Annotated in this window: 14 protein-coding genes; 8 read left to right on the forward strand and 6 right to left on the reverse strand. The window is 54.0% G+C overall.

Translation table 11 applies throughout. The annotated features are described in order from the left end of the window. Window positions 1-6 precede the first annotated feature (6 nt). On the reverse strand, window positions 7-900 hold the full coding sequence (gene bglK / locus ABLU87_RS21645) for a beta-glucoside kinase BglK (RefSeq protein WP_009654911.1): 894 nt from the start codon (window positions 898-900) through the stop codon (window positions 7-9). A gap of 265 nt (window positions 901-1,165) precedes the next feature. Between bglK and purM the strand changes: the two genes are divergently transcribed. Together purM and purN are read left to right on the forward strand one after the other, a co-directional pair. After that, a complete protein-coding gene (purM, locus tag ABLU87_RS21650) occupies window positions 1,166-2,203 on the forward strand; it encodes a phosphoribosylformylglycinamidine cyclo-ligase (protein WP_004853107.1) in 1,038 nt (345 codons plus the stop codon). Further along, the gene (purN, locus tag ABLU87_RS21655) at window positions 2,200-2,841 is read left to right on the forward strand and encodes a phosphoribosylglycinamide formyltransferase (RefSeq protein WP_348865988.1); all 642 of its coding nucleotides are present in this window, start codon (window positions 2,200-2,202) and stop codon (window positions 2,839-2,841) included. The genes purM and purN overlap by 4 nt, the downstream gene beginning before the upstream one ends. A 43-nt stretch (window positions 2,842-2,884) precedes the next feature. Here the strand turns inward: purN and ABLU87_RS21660 are convergent, their stop codons facing one another. Then, window positions 2,885-4,243, reverse strand: a complete 1,359-nt coding sequence (locus ABLU87_RS21660) for a glycosyl hydrolase family 28 protein (protein WP_025106614.1) — start codon at window positions 4,241-4,243, stop codon at window positions 2,885-2,887. Between the two features lie 421 nt (window positions 4,244-4,664). Between ABLU87_RS21660 and ABLU87_RS21665 the strand changes: the two genes are divergently transcribed. Together ABLU87_RS21665 and ABLU87_RS21670 are read left to right on the forward strand one after the other, a co-directional pair. Further along, window positions 4,665-6,119 (forward strand): MFS transporter, encoded by a 1,455-nt coding sequence (locus ABLU87_RS21665; RefSeq protein WP_049083717.1) that lies wholly within the window; start codon window positions 4,665-4,667, stop codon window positions 6,117-6,119. Then, window positions 6,094-7,191, forward strand: a complete 1,098-nt coding sequence (locus ABLU87_RS21670; RefSeq protein WP_025106612.1) for a glycoside hydrolase family 88 protein — start codon at window positions 6,094-6,096, stop codon at window positions 7,189-7,191. The genes ABLU87_RS21665 and ABLU87_RS21670 overlap by 26 nt, the downstream gene beginning before the upstream one ends. A 3-nt stretch (window positions 7,192-7,194) precedes the next feature. Here the strand turns inward: ABLU87_RS21670 and ABLU87_RS21675 are convergent, their stop codons facing one another. Beyond that, window positions 7,195-8,868 carry a hypothetical protein gene (locus ABLU87_RS21675; protein WP_025106611.1) on the reverse strand — a complete coding sequence of 558 codons (1,674 nt, stop codon included), beginning with the start codon at window positions 8,866-8,868 and terminating at the stop codon, window positions 7,195-7,197. Between the two features lie 177 nt (window positions 8,869-9,045). Here ABLU87_RS21675 and ppk1 point away from each other — a divergent pair, with 177 nt between their 5' ends. Together ppk1 and ppx are read left to right on the forward strand one after the other, a co-directional pair. Then, entirely contained in the window at window positions 9,046-11,106 is a 2,061-nt protein-coding gene (ppk1, locus tag ABLU87_RS21680; RefSeq protein WP_004123499.1) for a polyphosphate kinase 1, read from the forward strand. A 3-nt stretch (window positions 11,107-11,109) separates the two neighbouring features. Next, window positions 11,110-12,651, forward strand: coding sequence for an exopolyphosphatase (gene ppx, locus ABLU87_RS21685; protein ID WP_064358819.1), 1,542 nt, complete (start codon window positions 11,110-11,112; stop codon window positions 12,649-12,651). A 39-nt stretch (window positions 12,652-12,690) separates the two neighbouring features. Here ppx and ABLU87_RS21690 read toward each other — a convergent pair whose 3' ends face one another. After that, entirely contained in the window at window positions 12,691-14,910 is a 2,220-nt protein-coding gene (locus ABLU87_RS21690) for an EAL domain-containing protein (protein ID WP_122116694.1), read from the reverse strand. 370 nt (window positions 14,911-15,280) lie between these two features. Here ABLU87_RS21690 and ABLU87_RS21695 point away from each other — a divergent pair, with 370 nt between their 5' ends. After that, entirely contained in the window at window positions 15,281-15,472 is a 192-nt protein-coding gene (locus tag ABLU87_RS21695; protein ID WP_183129310.1) for a YfgG family protein, read from the forward strand. Window positions 15,473-15,486: 14 nt separating this feature from the next. On the opposite strand, the gene ABLU87_RS21700 is transcribed toward ABLU87_RS21695, so the two are convergent. Then, entirely contained in the window at window positions 15,487-16,374 is an 888-nt protein-coding gene (locus tag ABLU87_RS21700) for a LysR family transcriptional regulator (protein ID WP_122116696.1), read from the reverse strand. Between the two features lie 98 nt (window positions 16,375-16,472). Between ABLU87_RS21700 and ABLU87_RS21705 the strand changes: the two genes are divergently transcribed. Next, the gene (locus tag ABLU87_RS21705) at window positions 16,473-17,669 is read left to right on the forward strand and encodes an MFS transporter (protein WP_122116697.1); all 1,197 of its coding nucleotides are present in this window, start codon (window positions 16,473-16,475) and stop codon (window positions 17,667-17,669) included. A gap of 136 nt (window positions 17,670-17,805) precedes the next feature. Here ABLU87_RS21705 and guaA read toward each other — a convergent pair whose 3' ends face one another. Next, window positions 17,806-19,383, reverse strand: a complete 1,578-nt coding sequence (guaA, locus tag ABLU87_RS21710) for a glutamine-hydrolyzing GMP synthase (protein ID WP_122116698.1) — start codon at window positions 19,381-19,383, stop codon at window positions 17,806-17,808. Window position 19,384 lies beyond the last annotated feature (1 nt).

Genomic DNA, 19,384 nt, shown 5'->3' on the forward strand with positions numbered 1-19,384 from the left:
CTCTCCCTATGCGCAGTCGCCGCTCTGCGACCGGTATTGCTGATTGAAATGGTAAACCGCGCCTACCAGCCCGGCATCGTTGCCGTGGCTGACGGTGTCGATATATTCCGCAATGCCAAACCAGGCCAGATGTTCGCGCAGCAGCGCCAGAAAGCCCGGTCGTTCCACAATCCCGCCGCCGATCAAAATCGTTTGCGGGTCGAATAAGTTGACGAGGTTGTAAAGCCCGGTACCCAGGCCGTTAAAGAATTCAGCGACCAGACGTCGACAGGCGGCGTCGCCCGCATCGTAGCGGTCAAAAATCTCTTCGCCAGTGACGTCATCCAGCGCCTTGCCGATATGTTCAGCGTAGCGATGGCGCAGCACGCGCAGCGTGCAGTTTTCGTTCATCGAATAGCGCCGCACATCGCGGGTGCCCGGACGCGCGGTTTGCATATAGCCGAACTCGCCGGCGCGGAAGCGCGCGCCGTGGACCAGCTGGTTATTACAAAAAATCGCCCCGCCGATGCCGGTGCCGATGGTCAGGACCAGAAAGTTGCTCATGTCGGCGGCTTTACCCCGCCAGCGCTCGGCCAGCAGCACGCAGTTAGCATCATTCTCAATGGCCACGGGCAGCCGCACCTGCTGCTCAAGCCAGCGCTTGATGGCGAAGTTATCGAATTTACGGATGGCGCCGCCCATTTCGATAAAGCCGGTGTGCGGGTTAACGTAGCCGGGCGCGCTGATTGCCACCCCTTCACACGCCGGGTGAGCGGCGATCCACGCCAGCATCGCCTGCAGGATTTGGTCGCCGTCGCTGTCGACGATGTTCTGCTTTCCTTTCTCCAGCAGCGTGCCTTCGCGCGTCATTACCCCCATTTTTAACGCCGTGCCACCGATATCAAATGCGGCAATGTTCATCCTCAGCTTTCCTCCAGAATCCATCACATTCGCGGTTTATCTCTCCAGGAATCAGGAAAGAAACCGGTTTCACTGGCATGATGATTATTCCCGACAACGCTGGCAAGCAGAAGAATGTACCCGGTTTCATTTTCGTGAACAGTATCAAATTTGCGCACTTAACGGCCGTTTTACATCGGCTGCAAAGCAGGCTCGCAAACGTTTGCTATCCCTGTTAGAATTGCGCCGTTTTTTATTGCTACCGCAAACGCGTGGAGACTTCGCAGTGACCGATAAAACCTCTCTCAGCTATAAAGATGCCGGCGTGGATATTGATGCAGGCAACGCTCTCGTCGACCGTATTAAGGGCGTGGTGAAGAAAACCCGCCGCCCGGAAGTGATGGGTGGACTGGGCGGATTCGGCGCGCTGTGCGCGCTGCCGCAGAAGTATCGCGAACCGGTTCTGGTCTCCGGCACCGACGGCGTCGGCACCAAGCTGCGTCTGGCGATGGACCTCAAGCGTCACGACACTATCGGTATCGACCTGGTCGCTATGTGCGTAAACGACCTCGTGGTTCAGGGCGCAGAGCCGCTGTTCTTCCTTGATTACTACGCGACCGGCAAACTGGATGTCGATACTGCGTCGAGCGTAATCAGCGGCATTGCCGAAGGTTGTCTGCAGTCAGGCTGCGCGCTGGTGGGCGGCGAGACGGCGGAAATGCCGGGCATGTACCACGGCGAAGATTATGACGTGGCCGGTTTCTGCGTTGGGGTGGTAGAAAAATCAGAAATTATCGACGGCAGCAAAGTGGCCGATGGCGACGTGCTGGTGGCGCTGGCTTCCAGCGGCCCGCACTCTAACGGCTACTCTCTGGTGCGCAAAATTATCGAAGTCAGCGGCGTTGACCCGCAAACCACCGATCTCAACGGTAAGCCGCTGGCCGACCATCTGCTGGCGCCGACCCGCATTTATGTGAAATCCGTACTCGACCTGATCGCCAACGTTGACGTGCACGCCATCGCCCACCTGACCGGCGGCGGCTTCTGGGAAAACATCCCGCGCGTGCTGCCGGACAACACCCAGGCGGTCATTGATGAATCCTCCTGGCAGTGGCCGGACGTGTTCAACTGGCTGCAAACCGCGGGTAACGTTAGCAGCCACGAAATGTATCGCACCTTTAACTGCGGCGTCGGCATGGTCATCGCGCTGCCGGCGGAAGCGGCGGATAAAGCCATTGCCTTCCTGAACGACAAAGGTGAAAGCGCGTGGAAAATAGGGTATATCAAAGCCTCTGATTCCGAACAGCGTGTGGTCATTGAATGAAAAACATCGTGGTGCTGATTTCCGGTAACGGTAGCAACCTGCAGGCGATTATTGACGCCTGCGCCCGGAAAAAAATCAACGGCACCCTGCGTGCAGTCTTCAGCAACAAGGCCGACGCGTTCGGCCTTGAGCGCGCACGCGCGGCCAATATTCCGGCTCACGCGCTCGCCGCCAGCCAGTTTGCCAACCGGGAAGCTTTCGACCGAGAGCTGATGCACGAGATCGATGCTTACGCGCCGGATCTGGTGGTTCTCGCCGGCTACATGCGTATTCTTAGCCCGGCTTTTGTCGCCCACTACCAGGGGCGCATGCTGAATATCCACCCTTCCCTGCTGCCAAAATATCCGGGGCTGCACACCCATCGTCAGGCGCTGGAAAATGCCGATGAGGAGCACGGGACGTCGGTGCATTTTGTGACCGATGAGCTGGACGGAGGTCCGGTGGTTCTGCAGGCAAAGGTACCGGTTTTCGCTGAAGATACCGAGGACGACATTACCGCCCGCGTACAGGCGCAGGAACACGATATCTATCCCCTTGCTATCAGCTGGTTTGTCGACGGCCGCCTGCGCGCGGAAGGAAACGAAGCCTGGCTTGATGATGTTCCTCTTCCACCGCAGGGATATGCGGCAGAAGAGTAAACTTCCCCGCCTCTGGCGTCCGCTGGAGGCGTTTTTCATTAGCTCAGGTTTCCCGCACGGATGACCGCTCGCATTTTTCCAGACACAGCGCTTGCGTATTCCAGCCTGCCGGTAGGGGAACTGGACGCTGCCAATCAAGTTCTGTGATGACTAAATCGGAAACCCCCTGCGCAAACAGGACGGGTAGCCCTCCGGGATAGGGTTCGACTCCCCAGGCCTTTCCCGTTTCTGGGTTGAGGCACCAGGCGTTATCGATACCCATTCCTGTTGGCGAAAAAGGATTACACGGCGGACGAATATCATAATTCCCCTGCCAACCGTGGCAATGCAGTCGCTGGGTAAGCTGAATACTCTCGAGTCGTATTCGGTTGATCATGGAAGGGGTTTCACTGTGCATATTGATGGCGCCTTCACATTCTCCGCAAAGCCCACGAAACTGGATTTGCGTAATCTCACCGGGCTCGATCTGCGGATTCCTGCGGCGCGCGGAGAGGAAAATCGGGTCCGCCTCCCCCCAGTGACAGGCTGGCGCCGCCACACACTCAAAAGTCATGCTGGTAAAGAGCATTCTTCGTAGCCGACCGCCATCTCGTGAAATCAGGCCGATACCGCGATTCGAATCATAGATAGTGCAGTTGCTGACCACAATATCTTCAATATCTTGCCAGGTTTCCGTGCCGATTTTAAAAGCACAGCTTTTTGAGCGCAGGGTACAATTGACGATCGTCACCTGACGTAGAGGACGTTGGATAGCCGCCGGTTTATCGGTGGTTTTCAGACAAATTGCATCGTCCGCCGCACTAAAAAAACTATTAGCAACGTGTACCTGCTGACAGCTATCGATATCCAGCGCATCAGTATTTGCCATTGTCAGATCGTTATCGACGGTAATGCCATCAATCACCACCTGTGAACATGAAACAAGATGAATTGTCCACATCGGCGCATGGTGTATACAGATATTTTCCAGCCTGACCCGCTGGCAATTTTCCAGAAGAATCATGCGCGGCCGCTGTTCGGCGGGCGTGCGATAGCCCATATCATCAACCGATGAGGAGAACCAACCATCTGCATTACCGTAAATAGTACCGCCCCCACAAATCGAGATATTTTCGGCATCCTGGGCATAGAGGAAAGCCCGGTCTGAGCACTCTGCGCGGCTTAAGGCCACCGCCTGGGTGAAATCAGCATAATTATCGCTGACGATGAGTTCTGCACCGGGTGACAACCACAGGCAGGTGTTTGACCCCATGCGTAACCCGCCAAGGTAATATTTTCCACTTTCCACCACCAGCGTACCGCCGCCCGCTTGCGATAAGGTATCCAGCGCTTTTTGAAAAATCTCAGTGTCGCGAGTAATACCATCTGCGTGCGGGCGCCAGTTTGAAAGAAAAATGTTCATAGGATTTCCTGAGATGAAATGGGAATGCTATCTGAACACAGTCATTATCGATCGCCGTAGGGCAAAACAGCATCGACATAAGTAATCTGTCGCCGTTCTCACAACGTCCTTTTTTCCCGCAGTTCATCTGTGATTTCGGACACATTTCTTCTCGCTCCTTCCGCAGAAATAGCGATGGCTATCACATTTCATTTTTTCGCCCGTCCTAATACTGCCGGCCATATCACGCTATTTATTTCATTTAATCCGCTTTCTCCGCCCCGCTCTCAGTTCTTAACAAAAGCGCCTTAATGACGATTCCGCAAAATTTTCACCTCTTTTACTGTGCTACTTCCTCTTTACTGACAGAAGAGACAGGAAAATGACGAGGACAGTAACGGCACCACGGGAAGTAAAAACACGCAATATTCTCTGCTGGGGGATGGGCGATATCTTCGGCAGCGGGGCAATGACGATCACCGGGCTTTGGCTGCTTTATTTTTATATTGAAGTGGCGGGCCTTTCTCCCGCCGCCGCCGCATCCATCTTTGCGATCGCCAAAATTTGGGATGGCATCACCGACCCGATCATGGGTTATATCACCGACAATATTCGCACGCGCTGGGGGCGACGCCGAATATTCTTTATTATCGGCGCGCCGCTCTCCTTTTGCTTTGCCCTGATGTGGGTAAGCGGTTTTGGCTATTCCTGGTATCTTGGTACTTATTTGTTATTCAGCACCGTTTTTACCCTCTTGATGGTGCCCTACGATACGCTGCCTGCGGAGATGACCTCGCGTTACGATCTGCGTTCAAAAATGTCTGGCGCGCGGATGCTATTTGCCCAGGCGACAGCGTTTTTATCTGCACTTATCCCAGGACAAATTTTGGCGCACGTCGCCGATAAATCGCAGGCATTTTTATATATCGGCCTGGTCTTTTCCGTACTCTTCGCCCTACCGTGGATCTTCGTTTGGCGGGGAACCTGGGAACGGGAGAATCTCCCGCCGCCTTCGACTCAGTGCGGGATGGGGAAAACAATTATTTCGCTGTATCGAGAAATGGCTTCAACTTTCCGTTTACGTACTTTTCGTATTCACATCATGATGTACGTTGGCGGAGCCGTCGCCCTGGATATTTTCGGCTCGCTGTTTATGCACTATCTTACATATGTACTTCAGGTCGGCGCATCCTTAGCTTCCCAGGCAATGAGCCTGATGACGCTATTTCAATTTTTTGCCATCCCTTTCTTTACCTGGCTTTGTATTCGCATCGGCAACGGCAACGCCTACAAACTGGCAATTGCACTGATTATGTGCGCTCTACTGTGGTTCAGCCAGCTTTCCGCCTCCATTAGCCATTTATCAGGGTTCTTATTCGGCGGGGCCATCGTGATGGGTATCGCACGCGGCGGAACCTATCTTATCCCATGGAACGTCTACAACTTTTTACCTGATGTGGATGAAGCTTATACCGGCGTCAGACGTGAAGGCATTTACGCGGGCGTCATGATGCTAACGCGCAAATTTTCCCAGGCCCTGGCCCTGTTTATTGTTGGACTGGCGCTGGAGGCGTTTGGCTTTACCAAAGGCGCAGAGTCGCAAGATGCCGCCGCGCTAAACGGCATCTGGTGGGTATTCCTTATCGGACCGGGTTTACTCACTCTGCTGGCGATGTACGGCGCGTTTCGCTTTCGTCTAAGCCAGGAGTGTCATAAGACGCTTACCTTCGAGCTAGAGCGTCTGCGGTCTGGCGGTAAACCCGAAGATGCATCAACGCAGGTACGACAAACCGTAGAGTTACTTACCGGGCATCCGCATATGAATACCCACTGGCAGCATACAGCTGAAACGACAGCGCAAAGGAATCACTATGTCGCAGAAAATAAGCCATCCTGAAATCATCCGTCTTATCGAAAAACTGATCGATAGCCTCACCGCAATTCAGGATGACAATGGTCAATTCCTGCAGCGCCTGCCTGACGGGCGCGTGATTGATACAAAAGGCTGGGCTGGATGGGAATGGACACATGGTATCGGCTTGTTTGGTCTCTACCGCTACCATGAACTTACCGGCTCATCTCGCGCCAGGCAGATTATTGACGACTGGTTCAGCGCCCGTTTCGCCGAAGGAACGCCGGAGAAGAATATTAATACCGCGATCCCTTTTTTGACGCTTTCCAGTCGCTACCAGCAGGACGCTCGTCACGAATGGCGCGCGTATCTGGAAGTGTGGGGTGATGCGCTTTATCGTCAGATTCCGCGCACTGATGAAGGCTGCATGCAGCATGTCACCTACGAAAACGCGCATTATCAGCAAATCTGGGATGACACCTTGATGATGGCGGTCCTGCCTCTGGCCAGGATTGGGCTTTTATTGCAAAAACCTTACTGGGTAGAAGAAGCAAAATTTCAATTTCTACAGCACATTCACTACCTTACGGATAGAAAAAGTGGTTTATGGTTTCACGGCTGGAATTTCGACGGCAGGCATCATTTTGCCGGTGCCCGATGGGCTCGTGGCAATAGCTGGATAACACTGGCGATTCCTGAACTACTGGAAATGCTCAATCTTGATGAGCATGACGCCTTCTATCGCCAGCTCTGTAACATCCTGCAGGGCCAGGTATCCGCCCTCGCCCGCTGTCAATGTGAAAACGGGCTATGGCCGACGCTATTAGATGATGCAACAAGCTACGCTGAAGCCTCAGCAACAGGGGGATTTGCAGCCGGTATCCTGAAAGCGATACGTCTCGGCTACCTGGACGACAGCTATCTACCCGTTGCCGAACGAGCAATCGCAGGCATTATTGAGCATATCTCGCCGGAGGGAGAATTAACCCAGGTTTCATTTGGCACGGCAATGGGACACGACCTTGACCATTACCGACGAATCCCCCTAACTGCGATGCCATATGGCCAGGCGCTGGCGATGCTCAGCCTGGTCGAGGCTTTATACCGCACGCGTTAATACCTAATGCCTGAGTGCCGATAGTTCGCTACTCAGGCTATCAGCCAGGCTACGAACCCGACCCGCATCGAACATGATATAAAACCCAGGCGATGCTTCGTTCATCTGCTGGCAAAGCATCTCCATTTCGGATGCCCCCTGATACAACGCCTGCACGTTGATATGGCAGATTTCTCTCATACTCCAGCTATTCTCCACCTCACGAGCAAAATGCAGCGTAAAAAAAGCTTTCTGTGCATGCGTGAACAGCTGACAGTAGAGTGCGAGCCCCCGCCATTCATTCTGCCAGAGCCGATAGAGCGCCGTGGGAAACGCGGCATTCTCGGCAAACTCCAGCGCCTGCGCGCATAGCTTCAGGGCATCTGCCGCTACCTCATCCTTCTCTTGCGCAATTCGCGTGAGGTTTTCCATCGATATTTGCGGATTGTCACGCGTGAAGTGGATATCCTGGGCCGACCCCGGCAGCCAGTGATTACGCGCCAGCTGGCTGTACAAACTCCATACTGCCTGACCATAGCTTTCCGGTAGCTGACTATGGCGGTGAAAAACGTGATCGCGAACATAAATCGCCTGGTAAAGCACCTCCGTTGCCTGCTCAAGTAGCTGCTGAAAACGGCGGGCGACTGTAACATCGGGGCACCAGCCGTAACGCTCAGCCAGCCAGAGATCCAACAGCTGCTCCTGGGTCTTTCCCGCACCATGACCTAACAGCTGGCTACAGGCAAACAGATTGCATTCGCTTAACGTTTCCGGTATCCAGTGGTTATCAACGCTCTCCCAACTGGTTTTGCATATCGCACCGGTGATTCTGGGATTCGCGCTTTGGCACCACAGCAGTCGGCCTTTTAACTCATCAATGCGCAAGAAAGGCATAACGCCCCAGCCCACCTCTTCGCCTGCTAAATCAATATCAACCCAGACGTCTCGCATAGTGACCTGAAGCAGTGCGGGATTATTTGGAAATGCTGGCCAGAAACGTTCTGGCGTTAACTTGATCGATACCGAAACGCTTGGCGGAAGCGGCTCGATAGCATCGAGAACGGTACCAAGATCATCATTACTTGCAGGGAAAACCCGCAAAACCAGATGTTTATTTTGTGCGGTAACCACCTGGCTGAGCGCTTGAAAACAACGGCGATAGAGCACAAAGCTTTGCGACGGTTGCCGGGTATTTTCAGGCTCATCCCTGGCGTTTATATCCCATTTAGGGCGCGTAATCGGCAATAAACCATCGGTGCTGGAAAGCGCAATAATTAGCCCTGTTAAAGCTGGAATTCCCTGACAAACGCCGCGAATTTTGTCTGTCAGCCAGCGGCTCCAGAAATCCACATCAAAAAGGATCCCTTGCTGGTTATCCAGTAGATACTTATGCGACAACAGCAATTCCGTTGGGAAATCCAGCTCTTTTGCCTGTAAATAAAATCGCAGCCCCTGTTCGCGGCAATACATGGCGAGACGATTAAGGTAGATACAGCGCGCTCTCTGCTGGCTGGAAACGCTATCGTTATAGTGAAAAGGCGTATATCCCTTCGGGGACACCAGCTTACCGAAGAGATCTGCCTGCCCCACCACGATAGTATTAAAGCCATGCTGAGAGGCATACCTGACCAGATTGCATACCGATGACCAGTTCCATATATCCTGATTATTCAGTTCTAACGCTCGCGTCTCCCACATGGTTTTGCTCCTGAATCTCACCTTGCCTTGAACATAACGTAAGTCGCGAAAATCGTCTGTTTTTCTTCGCTATATACTGAAAGAAAACAGTCATACTTCTTTGACATAATTGGACATTCAGTGGCAAAGCTCGCCATAATGAAAAAGCAACATACATCTACCGGAGTGTGAGCTGTAATGGGCCAGGAAAAGCTATACATCGAAAAAGAACTCAGCTGGTTATCCTTTAACGAGCGCGTACTTCAGGAAGCGGCGGACAAAAGCAACCCGCTGATCGAGCGCATGCGCTTTTTAGGGATTTACTCCAATAACCTCGATGAATTTTATAAAGTGCGCTTTGCCGAGCTGAAGCGCCGCATCATCATCAGCGAAGAACAAGGCAGTACCGCACACTCTCGCCATCTGCTGGGCAAAATTCAGGCCCGCGTGCTCAAGGCCGATCAGGAGTTTGACGGCTTATACAACGAGCTGCTGCTGGAAATGGCGCGTAACCAGATTTTCCTGATCAACGAACGCCAGCTCTCCGTCAACCAGCAGTCCTGGCTGCGTAACTACTTCAAGCTGTATCTTCGTCAGCACATCACGCCAATACTGATTAACCGCGAAACGGATCTGGTGCAGTTCCTGAAGGATGATTACACCTACCTGGCCGTCGAGATTATTCGCGGGGATACCATCAATTACGCGCTGCTTGAAATTCCGTCAGACAAGGTGCCGCGTTTTGTGAACCTGCCGCCGGAAGCGCCTCGCCGCCGCAAGCCGATGATTCTGTTAGATAATATCCTGCGCTACTGCCTGGATGATATCTTCAAGGGCTTTTTTGATTACGACGCGCTGAACGCCTACTCGATGAAAATGACCCGTGACGCCGAATACGATCTGGTGCACGAGATGGAATCGAGCCTGATGGAGCTGATGTCCTCCAGCCTGAAACAGCGCCTGACCGCCGAGCCGGTGCGCTTCGTTTATCAGCGCGATATGCCCGACGCGATGGTCGAAATGCTGCGCGATAAGCTCTCCATCTCCAACTACGATTCAATGCTGCCGGGCGGTCGTTACCACAACTTTAAAGACTTTATCGGCTTCCCGAACGTCGGCAAAGCCAATCTGGTCAACAAACCGATGCCGCGTCTGCGTCATCTGTGGTTTGATAAATTCCGCAACGGCTTTGACGCAATCCGCGAACGCGACGTGCTGCTTTACTACCCGTACCATACGTTTGAACACGTCCTTGAGCTGCTGCGCCAGGCCTCTTTCGACCCAAGCGTGCTGGCTATCAAAATCAACATCTACCGCGTCGCGAAAGATTCACGGATTATCGACTCGATGATTCACGCCGCCCACAACGGTAAGAAAGTGACGGTGGTCGTGGAGCTGCAGGCGCGTTTCGATGAAGAAGCCAATATTCATTGGGCTAAACGCCTGACCGAAGCTGGCGTGCACGTTATCTTCTCCGCGCCGGGCCTCAAGATCCACGCCAAGCTGTTCCTGGTTTCGCGCAAAGAGGGCGATGAAGTCGTGCGCTATGCGCATATCGGTACCGGCAACTTCAACGAAAAAACCGCGCGTCTTTACACCGACTACTCGCTGCTGACCGCCGATGCGCGCATCACCAATGAAGTCCGCCGGGTATTTAACTTTATCGAAAACCCCTACCGCCCGGTCAGCTTCGATTATCTGCTGGTGTCGCCGCAAAACTCGCGTCGCCTGCTTTATGAGATGATCGATCGTGAAATCGCCAACGCGCAAAATGGTCAGCCATCGGGCATCATGCTGAAGCTGAACAACCTGGTCGATAAGGGGCTGGTAGACCGTCTCTACGCCGCTTCCAGCTCCGGCGTGCCGGTTAATTTGCTTATTCGCGGTATGTGCTCGCTGATCCCCGGTCTGGAAGGAATCAGCGAAAATATTCGCGTGACCAGCATTGTTGACCGTTTCCTTGAGCATGACCGCGTTTATTGCTTTGAAAACGGCGGCGATAAGCAGGTTTGGCTATCGTCCGCGGACTGGATGACGCGCAATATTGACTATCGTATCGAAGTGGCCGCGCCGCTGCTGGATCCGCGCCTGAAACAGCGGGTGCTGGATATTTTCGATCTCCTCTTCAACGATACGGTGAAAGCACGCTATCTTGATAAAGAACTGAGTAATCGCTACGTGCCGCGCGGCAATCGCCGCAAAGTGCGCGCACAGATGGCGATATACGACTACCTCAAATCACTTGAACAGCCCGATTAACCTATGCCAATAAACGAAAATGCCCCTCGGCCGCAGGAGTTCGCTGCGGTCGACCTCGGTTCGAACAGTTTTCATATGGTGATCGCCCGTGTCGTTGACGGGGCAATGCAGATCATCGGTCGTCTGAAGCAGCGCGTACATCTGGCCGACGGCCTGGATGAAAACTCTGTACTGAGCGAAGAGGCTATTGCGCGCGGGCTGAACTGCCTGTCGCTGTTCGCCGAGCGCCTGCAGGGTTTTGACCCATCAAGCGTCTGTATCGTCGGCACGCACACGCTGCGCCAGGCGACAAACGCCGCAGATTTCCTCAAACGCGCGGAGCAGGTCATCCCCTACCCGATCGAAATCATTCCCGGCAACGAAGAAGCGCGTCTGATTTTTATGGGCGTGGAGCACACGCAGCCGGAGCGAGGCCGTAAGCTGGTCATCGATATCGGCGGCGGCTCTACCGAGCTGGTTATCGGCGAGGATTTCGAGCCTCGCCTGGTGGAAAGCCGCCGTATGGGCTGCGTGAGCTTCTCTCAGGCCTACTTTGCTGGCGGCGTCATCAACAAAGAGAATTTCCAGCGCGCGCGTCTTTCCGCCGTGCAGAAGCTGGAAACTCTGGCCTGGCAGTTCCGCATCCAGGGGTGGAACGTCGCCCTGGGCGCGTCGGGCACCATTAAAGCCGCTCACGAAGTGCTGGTGGCCATGGGCGAGAAAGACGGGTTCATCACTCCCGAGCGCCTCGAGATGCTGGTCGAAGAGCTGCTGAAGTATAAAAACTTCGACTCGCTAAGCCTGCCCGGGCTGTCTGAAGATCGGAAAGCCGTTTTTGCGCCCGGTCTGGCTATCCTGTGCGGGGTGTTTGACGCGCTGGCGATTAAAGAGCTGCGCTTGTCCGACGGCGCGCTGCGCGAAGGCGTACTGTACGAGATGGAAGGACGTTTCCGTCACCAGGATATCCGTAGCCGCACCGCGCAGAGCCTGGCGAACCAGTACAATATCGATCGCGAGCAGGCGCGTCGGGTGCTGGAGACCACCACGCATATTTATGAGCAATGGCAGGAGCAGAATCCCAAGCTCGCGAACCCCCATCTGGCGGCGCTGCTGAAATGGGCGACCATGCTGCATGAAGTCGGCTTGAATATTAACCACAGCGGCATGCACCGTCATTCGGCTTATATCCTGCAAAACAGCGATCTGCCGGGCTTTAATCAGGAACAGCAGATGCTGATGGCCACCTTAGTTCGCTATCACCGTAAAGCGATTAAGCTGGATGATTTACCGCGTTTCACGCTGTTTAAGAAGAAGCAGTTTCTGCCGTTAATTCAGCTGCTGCGCCTTGGCGTGCTGCTGAATAACCAGCGTCAGGCAACGACAACGCCGCCGAGCCTTACGCTGAAAACCGAGGCAAACCACTGGACGCTAACCTTCCCGCACGACTGGTTTAGCCAGAATGCGCTGGTGCTGCTCGATCTGGAAAAAGAGCAGGAATACTGGGAAGGGGTACCTGACTGGTGGCTGAAAATCAGCGAAGAAGAGAAGCCTGACGCGGCAAGCTAGTTTCGCGCATATGGGCCGGACGTCCGGCCCATTCGCTTATCAATCCTCAACCAGCGCCTCAAGCGGGGCCGGTTTGCCGATATCATAGCCCTGCATATAATCAATCCCCAGCGAAACCACAGCCTGCCGAATCTCGGGCGTTTCGACATATTCGGCCACCACCTGCATGTTTTTCATCCTCGCCAGAAGGCAAATAGAGGCAACGGCCTGATAGTCCAGACTGCTGGTCACCAGATTACGAATAAAACTACCGTCGATTTTCAGCAGATCCGCATTCATCGTTTTCAGCCGCGCGTAGCTGGCATAGCCGGTGCCAAAGTCATCAATCGCTACCCGACAGCCCAGGTCCTGAAGCTGCGCCAGGGTTTTCCGCGCCTGCTCGGGATTGGTCAGTGAATGGTTCTCCGTCAGCTCAAAAATAATCTGCCAGGGTTCAATGTCATAATGCTCCAGCAGCGTTTTTACCTGCTGATGAAAATAACTGTTACTCACTGAAAACGGCGAGATATTTATCGCCAGACGCATTCCAGGAAGCTTTTTGCGCCGCTTGTCCATAAAGATCAGCGTATGTTCGAGGACCCAGCTATCGATGCGCGCCGACAGTCCAAACTCGTGCGCCACCGGTAAAAAAGCATCCGGCATGATGATTTCATCGTTGTCGTTCAGCATCCTCAGCAGAACTTCATGATAGCTATCCCCCCGGATGCCGACGATCGGTTGTGCCATCAGAACGAAGCGATCGTGCTCCAGCGCCTTCACCAGCTGATTCATTATCGTGACTTTGTCTTTCAGCTCCTGCTGGGTATTAATGGCGCCGCGACGCTGTAAATTTTCAGGACTTCCGGTCGCCAGGGAAAGGTCAGCCGCGCCGCTGAGTTCTCCAAGCAGTAAATGCAGATGCATCACCGGAGAGCGAACGTGGCAATAGCTGAATCCCACGGGCGGCTGCAGCGGCATACCGTTCCAGACAAAGCGAAACTTTTTGAGCTGTTCAAACAGCAGAGGGACTCGCTGCTGATACTCTTCACTGTTCAGATGGACCACCAGCTCATGCCCGGCCATCTGATAGATATCCTCCCCGGGCTGCAACAGATCGCCAAGCGACTCGGCCAGCAGCTGCTTGTACTGAATGCGCAACAGAACGCCGTAATGGCGGCCCAATATTTCCAGCTCGGGAATGCGTAAGAAGCACAGCACTGACCAGGAGGATTTATTTAACGCCCGGCTCAGCGCGCGGATATTGGGCAAGCGTACAACCGGATCAATAAAGGCCATCCGCCGCATCCGCGCATAAAAAATTCGCTGCTGCGTCGCCAGCATCGCCATATAGGCGATAATAAATGAAAACACCAGATAGCTGGAGGAGGTAATAGCCAGCTGATTACTGTAAATCGGTGACTGCGGAAGATATTGATAGTGAAAGTGGATAATAACAATTAAAACAGGGGACCAGACTAATGAAATGAAGCGATAGCCAAAGCGCATCGCCCCCCACAGCATCACCGGCATAAGCAAGGACAAGGTATAATTTGTACTAAAAATAGTGCTCGTACTACTCAGCGGCATTAATAGCAGCACTAATAAAACTAACAGCACTGCCGCCCATATAATAAACTCAAAGTACTTTATTTTCGGATCGATCTGCAGACGAATCTGAGAAATAAAACCCCGAATATAGAGCGGGTTGCGGATCATTCGAATCAGAAAGTAGCATAGTGGCACCCCGGTCAGGCATCCGGCCATCAGGGCCTGAAAGGTGATAAGCGAACGCAAACTTAAGGGGTTGACCCCAATCAACCCGGTCGCGCGGGGATGGATCCCCAGATACTCGGCGAGCTGGGAAAGGATAAGAAAGATCAGCGATGGCAGCAACATTTGCCAGAACAATCGTTGAGGCATCAGTCGCACATTGCCATGCGAGATTTGCTGTCTTCGCGGAACAAAAACGCGATACCCGCCCCAGCAAAGGACGGTCGGAATAAGAAAATGGAAAATCACGCCGATGGAATCTTCCAGCGTCATGCCGCGCGTAATGGAAAGCAGCAAACCGACAACGATCCCTGGTAAAGCAGCCCAGCCGAAAAACAGCATTAGGCTCAGCACTAACGCCAGAGGTAAATAGTAAAGATAAACTTCATTACCATTCAGTACAGCAACGGTGTTCGCCCATCTTGCCAAGGGGAGTAAAAGGATGGGTAAGATGAGCGGCAGCGACCACCATTTATCCCGATATCGTCTGTAAAGTTTAATAATGTTCATAGATGCTCTACGGATAACCCTAAATCCTGCAGGGTATATTCAGGCAGGCATCCAACCAACCGTCATAATCGCGCAAGGAATAACAACGCGGAACTGGCTGGTGATTTTAGTTGTCGGTGAGAATAGACGATTGATATAAATCAAAAAATCACGTCGCTAATATTAATAATGTCTTTTTTTTAACATCAATTTGCGATAAGCAGAAAGCATGTAAATACGAGGATTATCTTATATAACATTAATTAATGTTTTACCCCTGGGATTTTTACATCCTCATCAATTGACCCTTCCGCGTTACTGTGCCTTAATACGCACATCGCCCATCCTTTGGGTATACTTTAAGGAACCTTTTGTGAGTCAGGCACCCAGTATGCGTAAACGACATCGATTTAACCGTCGCATGACCCGTATCGTACTGCTTATCAGCTTTATCTTCTTCTTTGGACGCTTTGTCTACTCCTCCATCGGTGCCTGGTACCATCATCAGGACAAAAAGCAATCGCAGCAATCCACTATCACCGTTGAACCTTCAGATCCGCTAAAAACGCCGCTACAAAAATAAGCGCGGTACGTTGTTCAGCAACCGGCCTGAGAGAGCAAACGCAGCACTTCAGCGATGCCTTTAGTGATGATTTTATCCTGCCGCATGACGATGCCTAACTGCCGATAGAGACGCGGAGTCAACGATTGTACGTTCAGGCCGACGCGATCCTGCGGCTCCTCTACCGCCATACGCGGCACGATGCTGTATCCCAGCCCCGCGCGCACCATGCGCTTAATCGCCTCAATGCTGCCTAACTGCATGACTGGCACGACCATCAGTCCATTATGGCGAAACCAGCCGTCAATCAGATCCCGGGTTCCGCTCCCCGCTTCAAAAGCAATTAGCGGCAATGATTGCAGAACCTCTGGCGTCAGCGGCGAGGGCAGGTCGTCCTGAGCATCGCTAAAAATACCGACAAACTCTTCATCTAAAACCGGCGTCACCGCCAGGCTGCGTCCGTTCGCCGGAAGCGTACAAAGGCCCAGATCAAGCCGGTTCTCCTCGATAGCCCGAACCACTTCCAGGGTATTGCCAACCGTGACCCTCACCGTCAGCAGAGGGTGATCCTGATGCAGCTTCTGCAGCAGCGGCGGTAACAGGTGGATACAGGCGGTCGCCCCGGTACCCAACGTTATCGAGCCGCTGATTTCTCGATTGAATTCGCTAACCGATTGCACTGCCGCGCCCACCGCCAGTTCAATCCGCTCGCTGTGCGCCAGCAGGGCGATGCCGGCCGCCGTCGCTTTGATGCCTCGTCCTGTTCGCTCAAGCAGTCTGGTTTGGAGAAATTGTTCCAGCTGACGTACCTGCAGACTTACCGCAGGCTGCGACAGCCCCAGCAGGTCAGCTGCGGCGGAAAAGCTTCCGCGCTGTACCACCAGGCGGAACGTCGCCAGATTTCCCAGATTGAGCGTCATCATCACAAAGTTTCTCTTATAAGGGTCATAAATGGACCGGCCTGCCTCCACAATAGCGTGCAGGGTATGCTGCCGACAACAGCGTAACAAAATGGACGATCATGAAAACATCTGCAAAACCACTCTCCGCGCCGGGCGCCGTCACGCTTGCCGCCGGGTGCAACCAGCTAATAAACTGGGGAATCTCATTTTATATGCCCGGCACTTTCGCCAGAGCTATTGCTCAGGAGACCGGCTGGGCCGCAACGGAAATCTACTTTGGCCTGACTATCGCCATGCTGATGATGGCGATGCTCTCCCCGTTTGTCGCCCGGCTACTGGCCCGCTTTGGGGGGCAACGGGTGGTGGTCACGGGTACGCTGATGATTTCAGCGGGCTGCCTGGTAATGGCTTACGTCCAGAGTCTGCCGGGCTGGTTCGCCGCCTGGGTTCTGACCGGCGCCGGGATGCGTCTGGCGCTCTACGACGCGCTGTTCGCCGCGCTGGTGAATATCTATGGGCAAAGCGCCAGATTAACTATCTCACGCGTGACGCTGGCCGGCGGCCTGGCTTCGGCTCTGTTCTGGCCGCTCGGCGCCGGGTTGTTGACGCAGATGGACTGGCGGCATGCGCTGCTGGTTTATGCCCTGTTTGGCCTGCTTAGCGCGATGCTGCTGTGGAAAATGCCAAATCATCGACTGCCGTCACCGAAACGGATAATGCAACGCCAGCGGCTCTCCCCCCGCGATAAACGCCCTGCCCTCCTGTACGCGTCGCTGATTGCGCTGGTTACCTTTGTTTCCAACGGTACCTCGACGCATCTCCCCGAGTATATCGCCAGCGTCGGGCTTTCTGTCGCGGTGGGAATGCTGTGGGGGATTGGGCAAACCGGCGCGCGCTTTCTCGAAGTGGCATCCGGTTCTGTCCTTACGCCGTTGCGGCTAACGATACTGACCACCCTGTTGATGCCGCTCTGCTTTGCGCTCGGCCTGAGCGGGCCATATCTGTCGTGGGCGGCCGGCGGATTTGTGCTGGGTTACGGCGCGATCAACGGCCTGACGACCGTATTTAAAGCCACTCTGCCGCTGCAGCTTTTTGCCACCGAGGATTATGCCCGGCGAACCGGTATTCTGTTGATTCCCGCGCAGCTGCTGGCCGCCGCCTCGCCGTTTGCCTACGCGTGGCTGAATGATCATCTCGGGATAAGGGGTAGTTTAGCGGTTTCCGCCGCGCTGGCCCTGGTGGTGGCAGCTCTGGCGATGGCCATTGCATGGTGTCAGCGGGAGAATACGCCAGCGGCGATTGAAGAACGGGGCTGACAGTAGAAACCCGGTGTATCGGTATTCATCGTCTCAGGGAATGCCGTAATCCGGCGATCTTGTTAAGAAAAATGCCATTAATGACGTCAATCATTAATGGCATTATTTTTTATTCAATTAACGCAAAGAATAAAGTTTATTCCCACTCAATGGTCGCCGGCGGCTTACCGCTGATGTCGTACACCACGCGGGAAATACCGTTGACTTCATTGATGATGCGATTGGATACGCGGCCGAGGAAATCGTACGGCAGATGCGCCCAGTGAGCGGTCATAAAGTCGATGGTTTCAACCGCACGCAGGGAAACGACCCAGTCGTACTTACGGCCATCGCCCATAACGCCGACGGAACGGACCGGTAGGAACACGGTGAACGCCTGGCTCACTTTGTTGTACAGGTCGGCTTTGTGCAGCTCTTCAATAAAGATTGCATCCGCGCGGCGCAGCAGGTCGCAGTACTCTTTCTTAACTTCACCCAGCACGCGCACGCCCAGACCCGGCCCCGGGAACGGGTGGCGGTACAGCATATCGTACGGCAGACCCAGTTCGAGGCCAATCTTACGCACTTCATCTTTGAACAGCTCGCGCAGCGGTTCAACGAGGCCCATCTTCATCTCTTTCGGCAGGCCGCCCACGTTGTGGTGAGATTTGATGACGTGCGCTTTACCGGTTGCGGAAGCCGCGGACTCGATGACGTCAGGGTAGATGGTCCCTTGCGCCAGCCATTTCACGTCTTCCAGCTTCAGCGCTTCTTCGTCAAACACTTCAACGAACACGCGGCCGATGATTTTACGCTTCGCTTCCGGATCGTTTTCGCCCGCCAGCGCAGCCAGGAAACGCGCCTCGCCTTCGACGTGAACGATGTTCAGGCCGAAGCGATCGCCAAACATATCCATAACCTGCTGGGCTTCATTCAGACGCAGCAGACCGTTATCCACAAAGACGCAGGTCAGGTTTTTACCGATGGCGCGGTGCAGCAGCATGGCGGTGACGGAGGAATCCACGCCGCCGGACAGGCCGAGGATCACTTTATCGTCGCCAACCTGCTGACGAATGCGCTCGATGGCATCGTCGATAATTTTGGCCGGGGTCCACAGCGCTTCACACTGGCAAATCTCACGTACAAAACGCTCCAGCATGCGCAGGCCCTGACGGGTGTGGGTCACTTCCGGGTGGAACTGCACGCCGTAGAAGCGCTTCTCTTCGTTGGCCATAATGGCGAACGGGCAGGTTTCGGTGCTGGCAACGGTGACGAAGTCAGACGGGATGGCGGTGACTTTGTCGCCGTGGCTCATCCAGACGTCCAGCATCGGCTTACCATCCGCGCTCAGCGCATCTTCGATACCGTGAATCAGGGCGCTATCGGTCTGCACTTCAACCTGCGCATAGCCAAACTCACGTTCATTAGAGGCTTCAACGTGGCCGCCCAGCTGCATCGCCATGGTCTGCATGCCGTAGCATACGCCGAATACCGGCACGCCGGCTTCAAAGACATACTGCGGCGCGCGCGGGCTGTTATCTTCGGTGGTGCTTTCCGGGCCGCCGGAAAGAATAATGCCGTTAGGATTAAACTCACGAATTTGAGCTTCAGTCACGTCCCATGCCCACAGTTCACAGTAGACACCTAATTCACGAACGCGACGCGCAACCAGCTGGGTGTACTGAGAACCGAAGTCCAGGATAAGAATACGATGTTTATGAATGTTATCCGTCATT

The sequence above is a fragment of the Klebsiella sp. CB_Kp196 genome (genome assembly GCF_040061575.1).
In the GTDB taxonomy this organism is placed as follows: Bacteria; Pseudomonadota; Gammaproteobacteria; order Enterobacterales; family Enterobacteriaceae; genus Klebsiella; species Klebsiella michiganensis.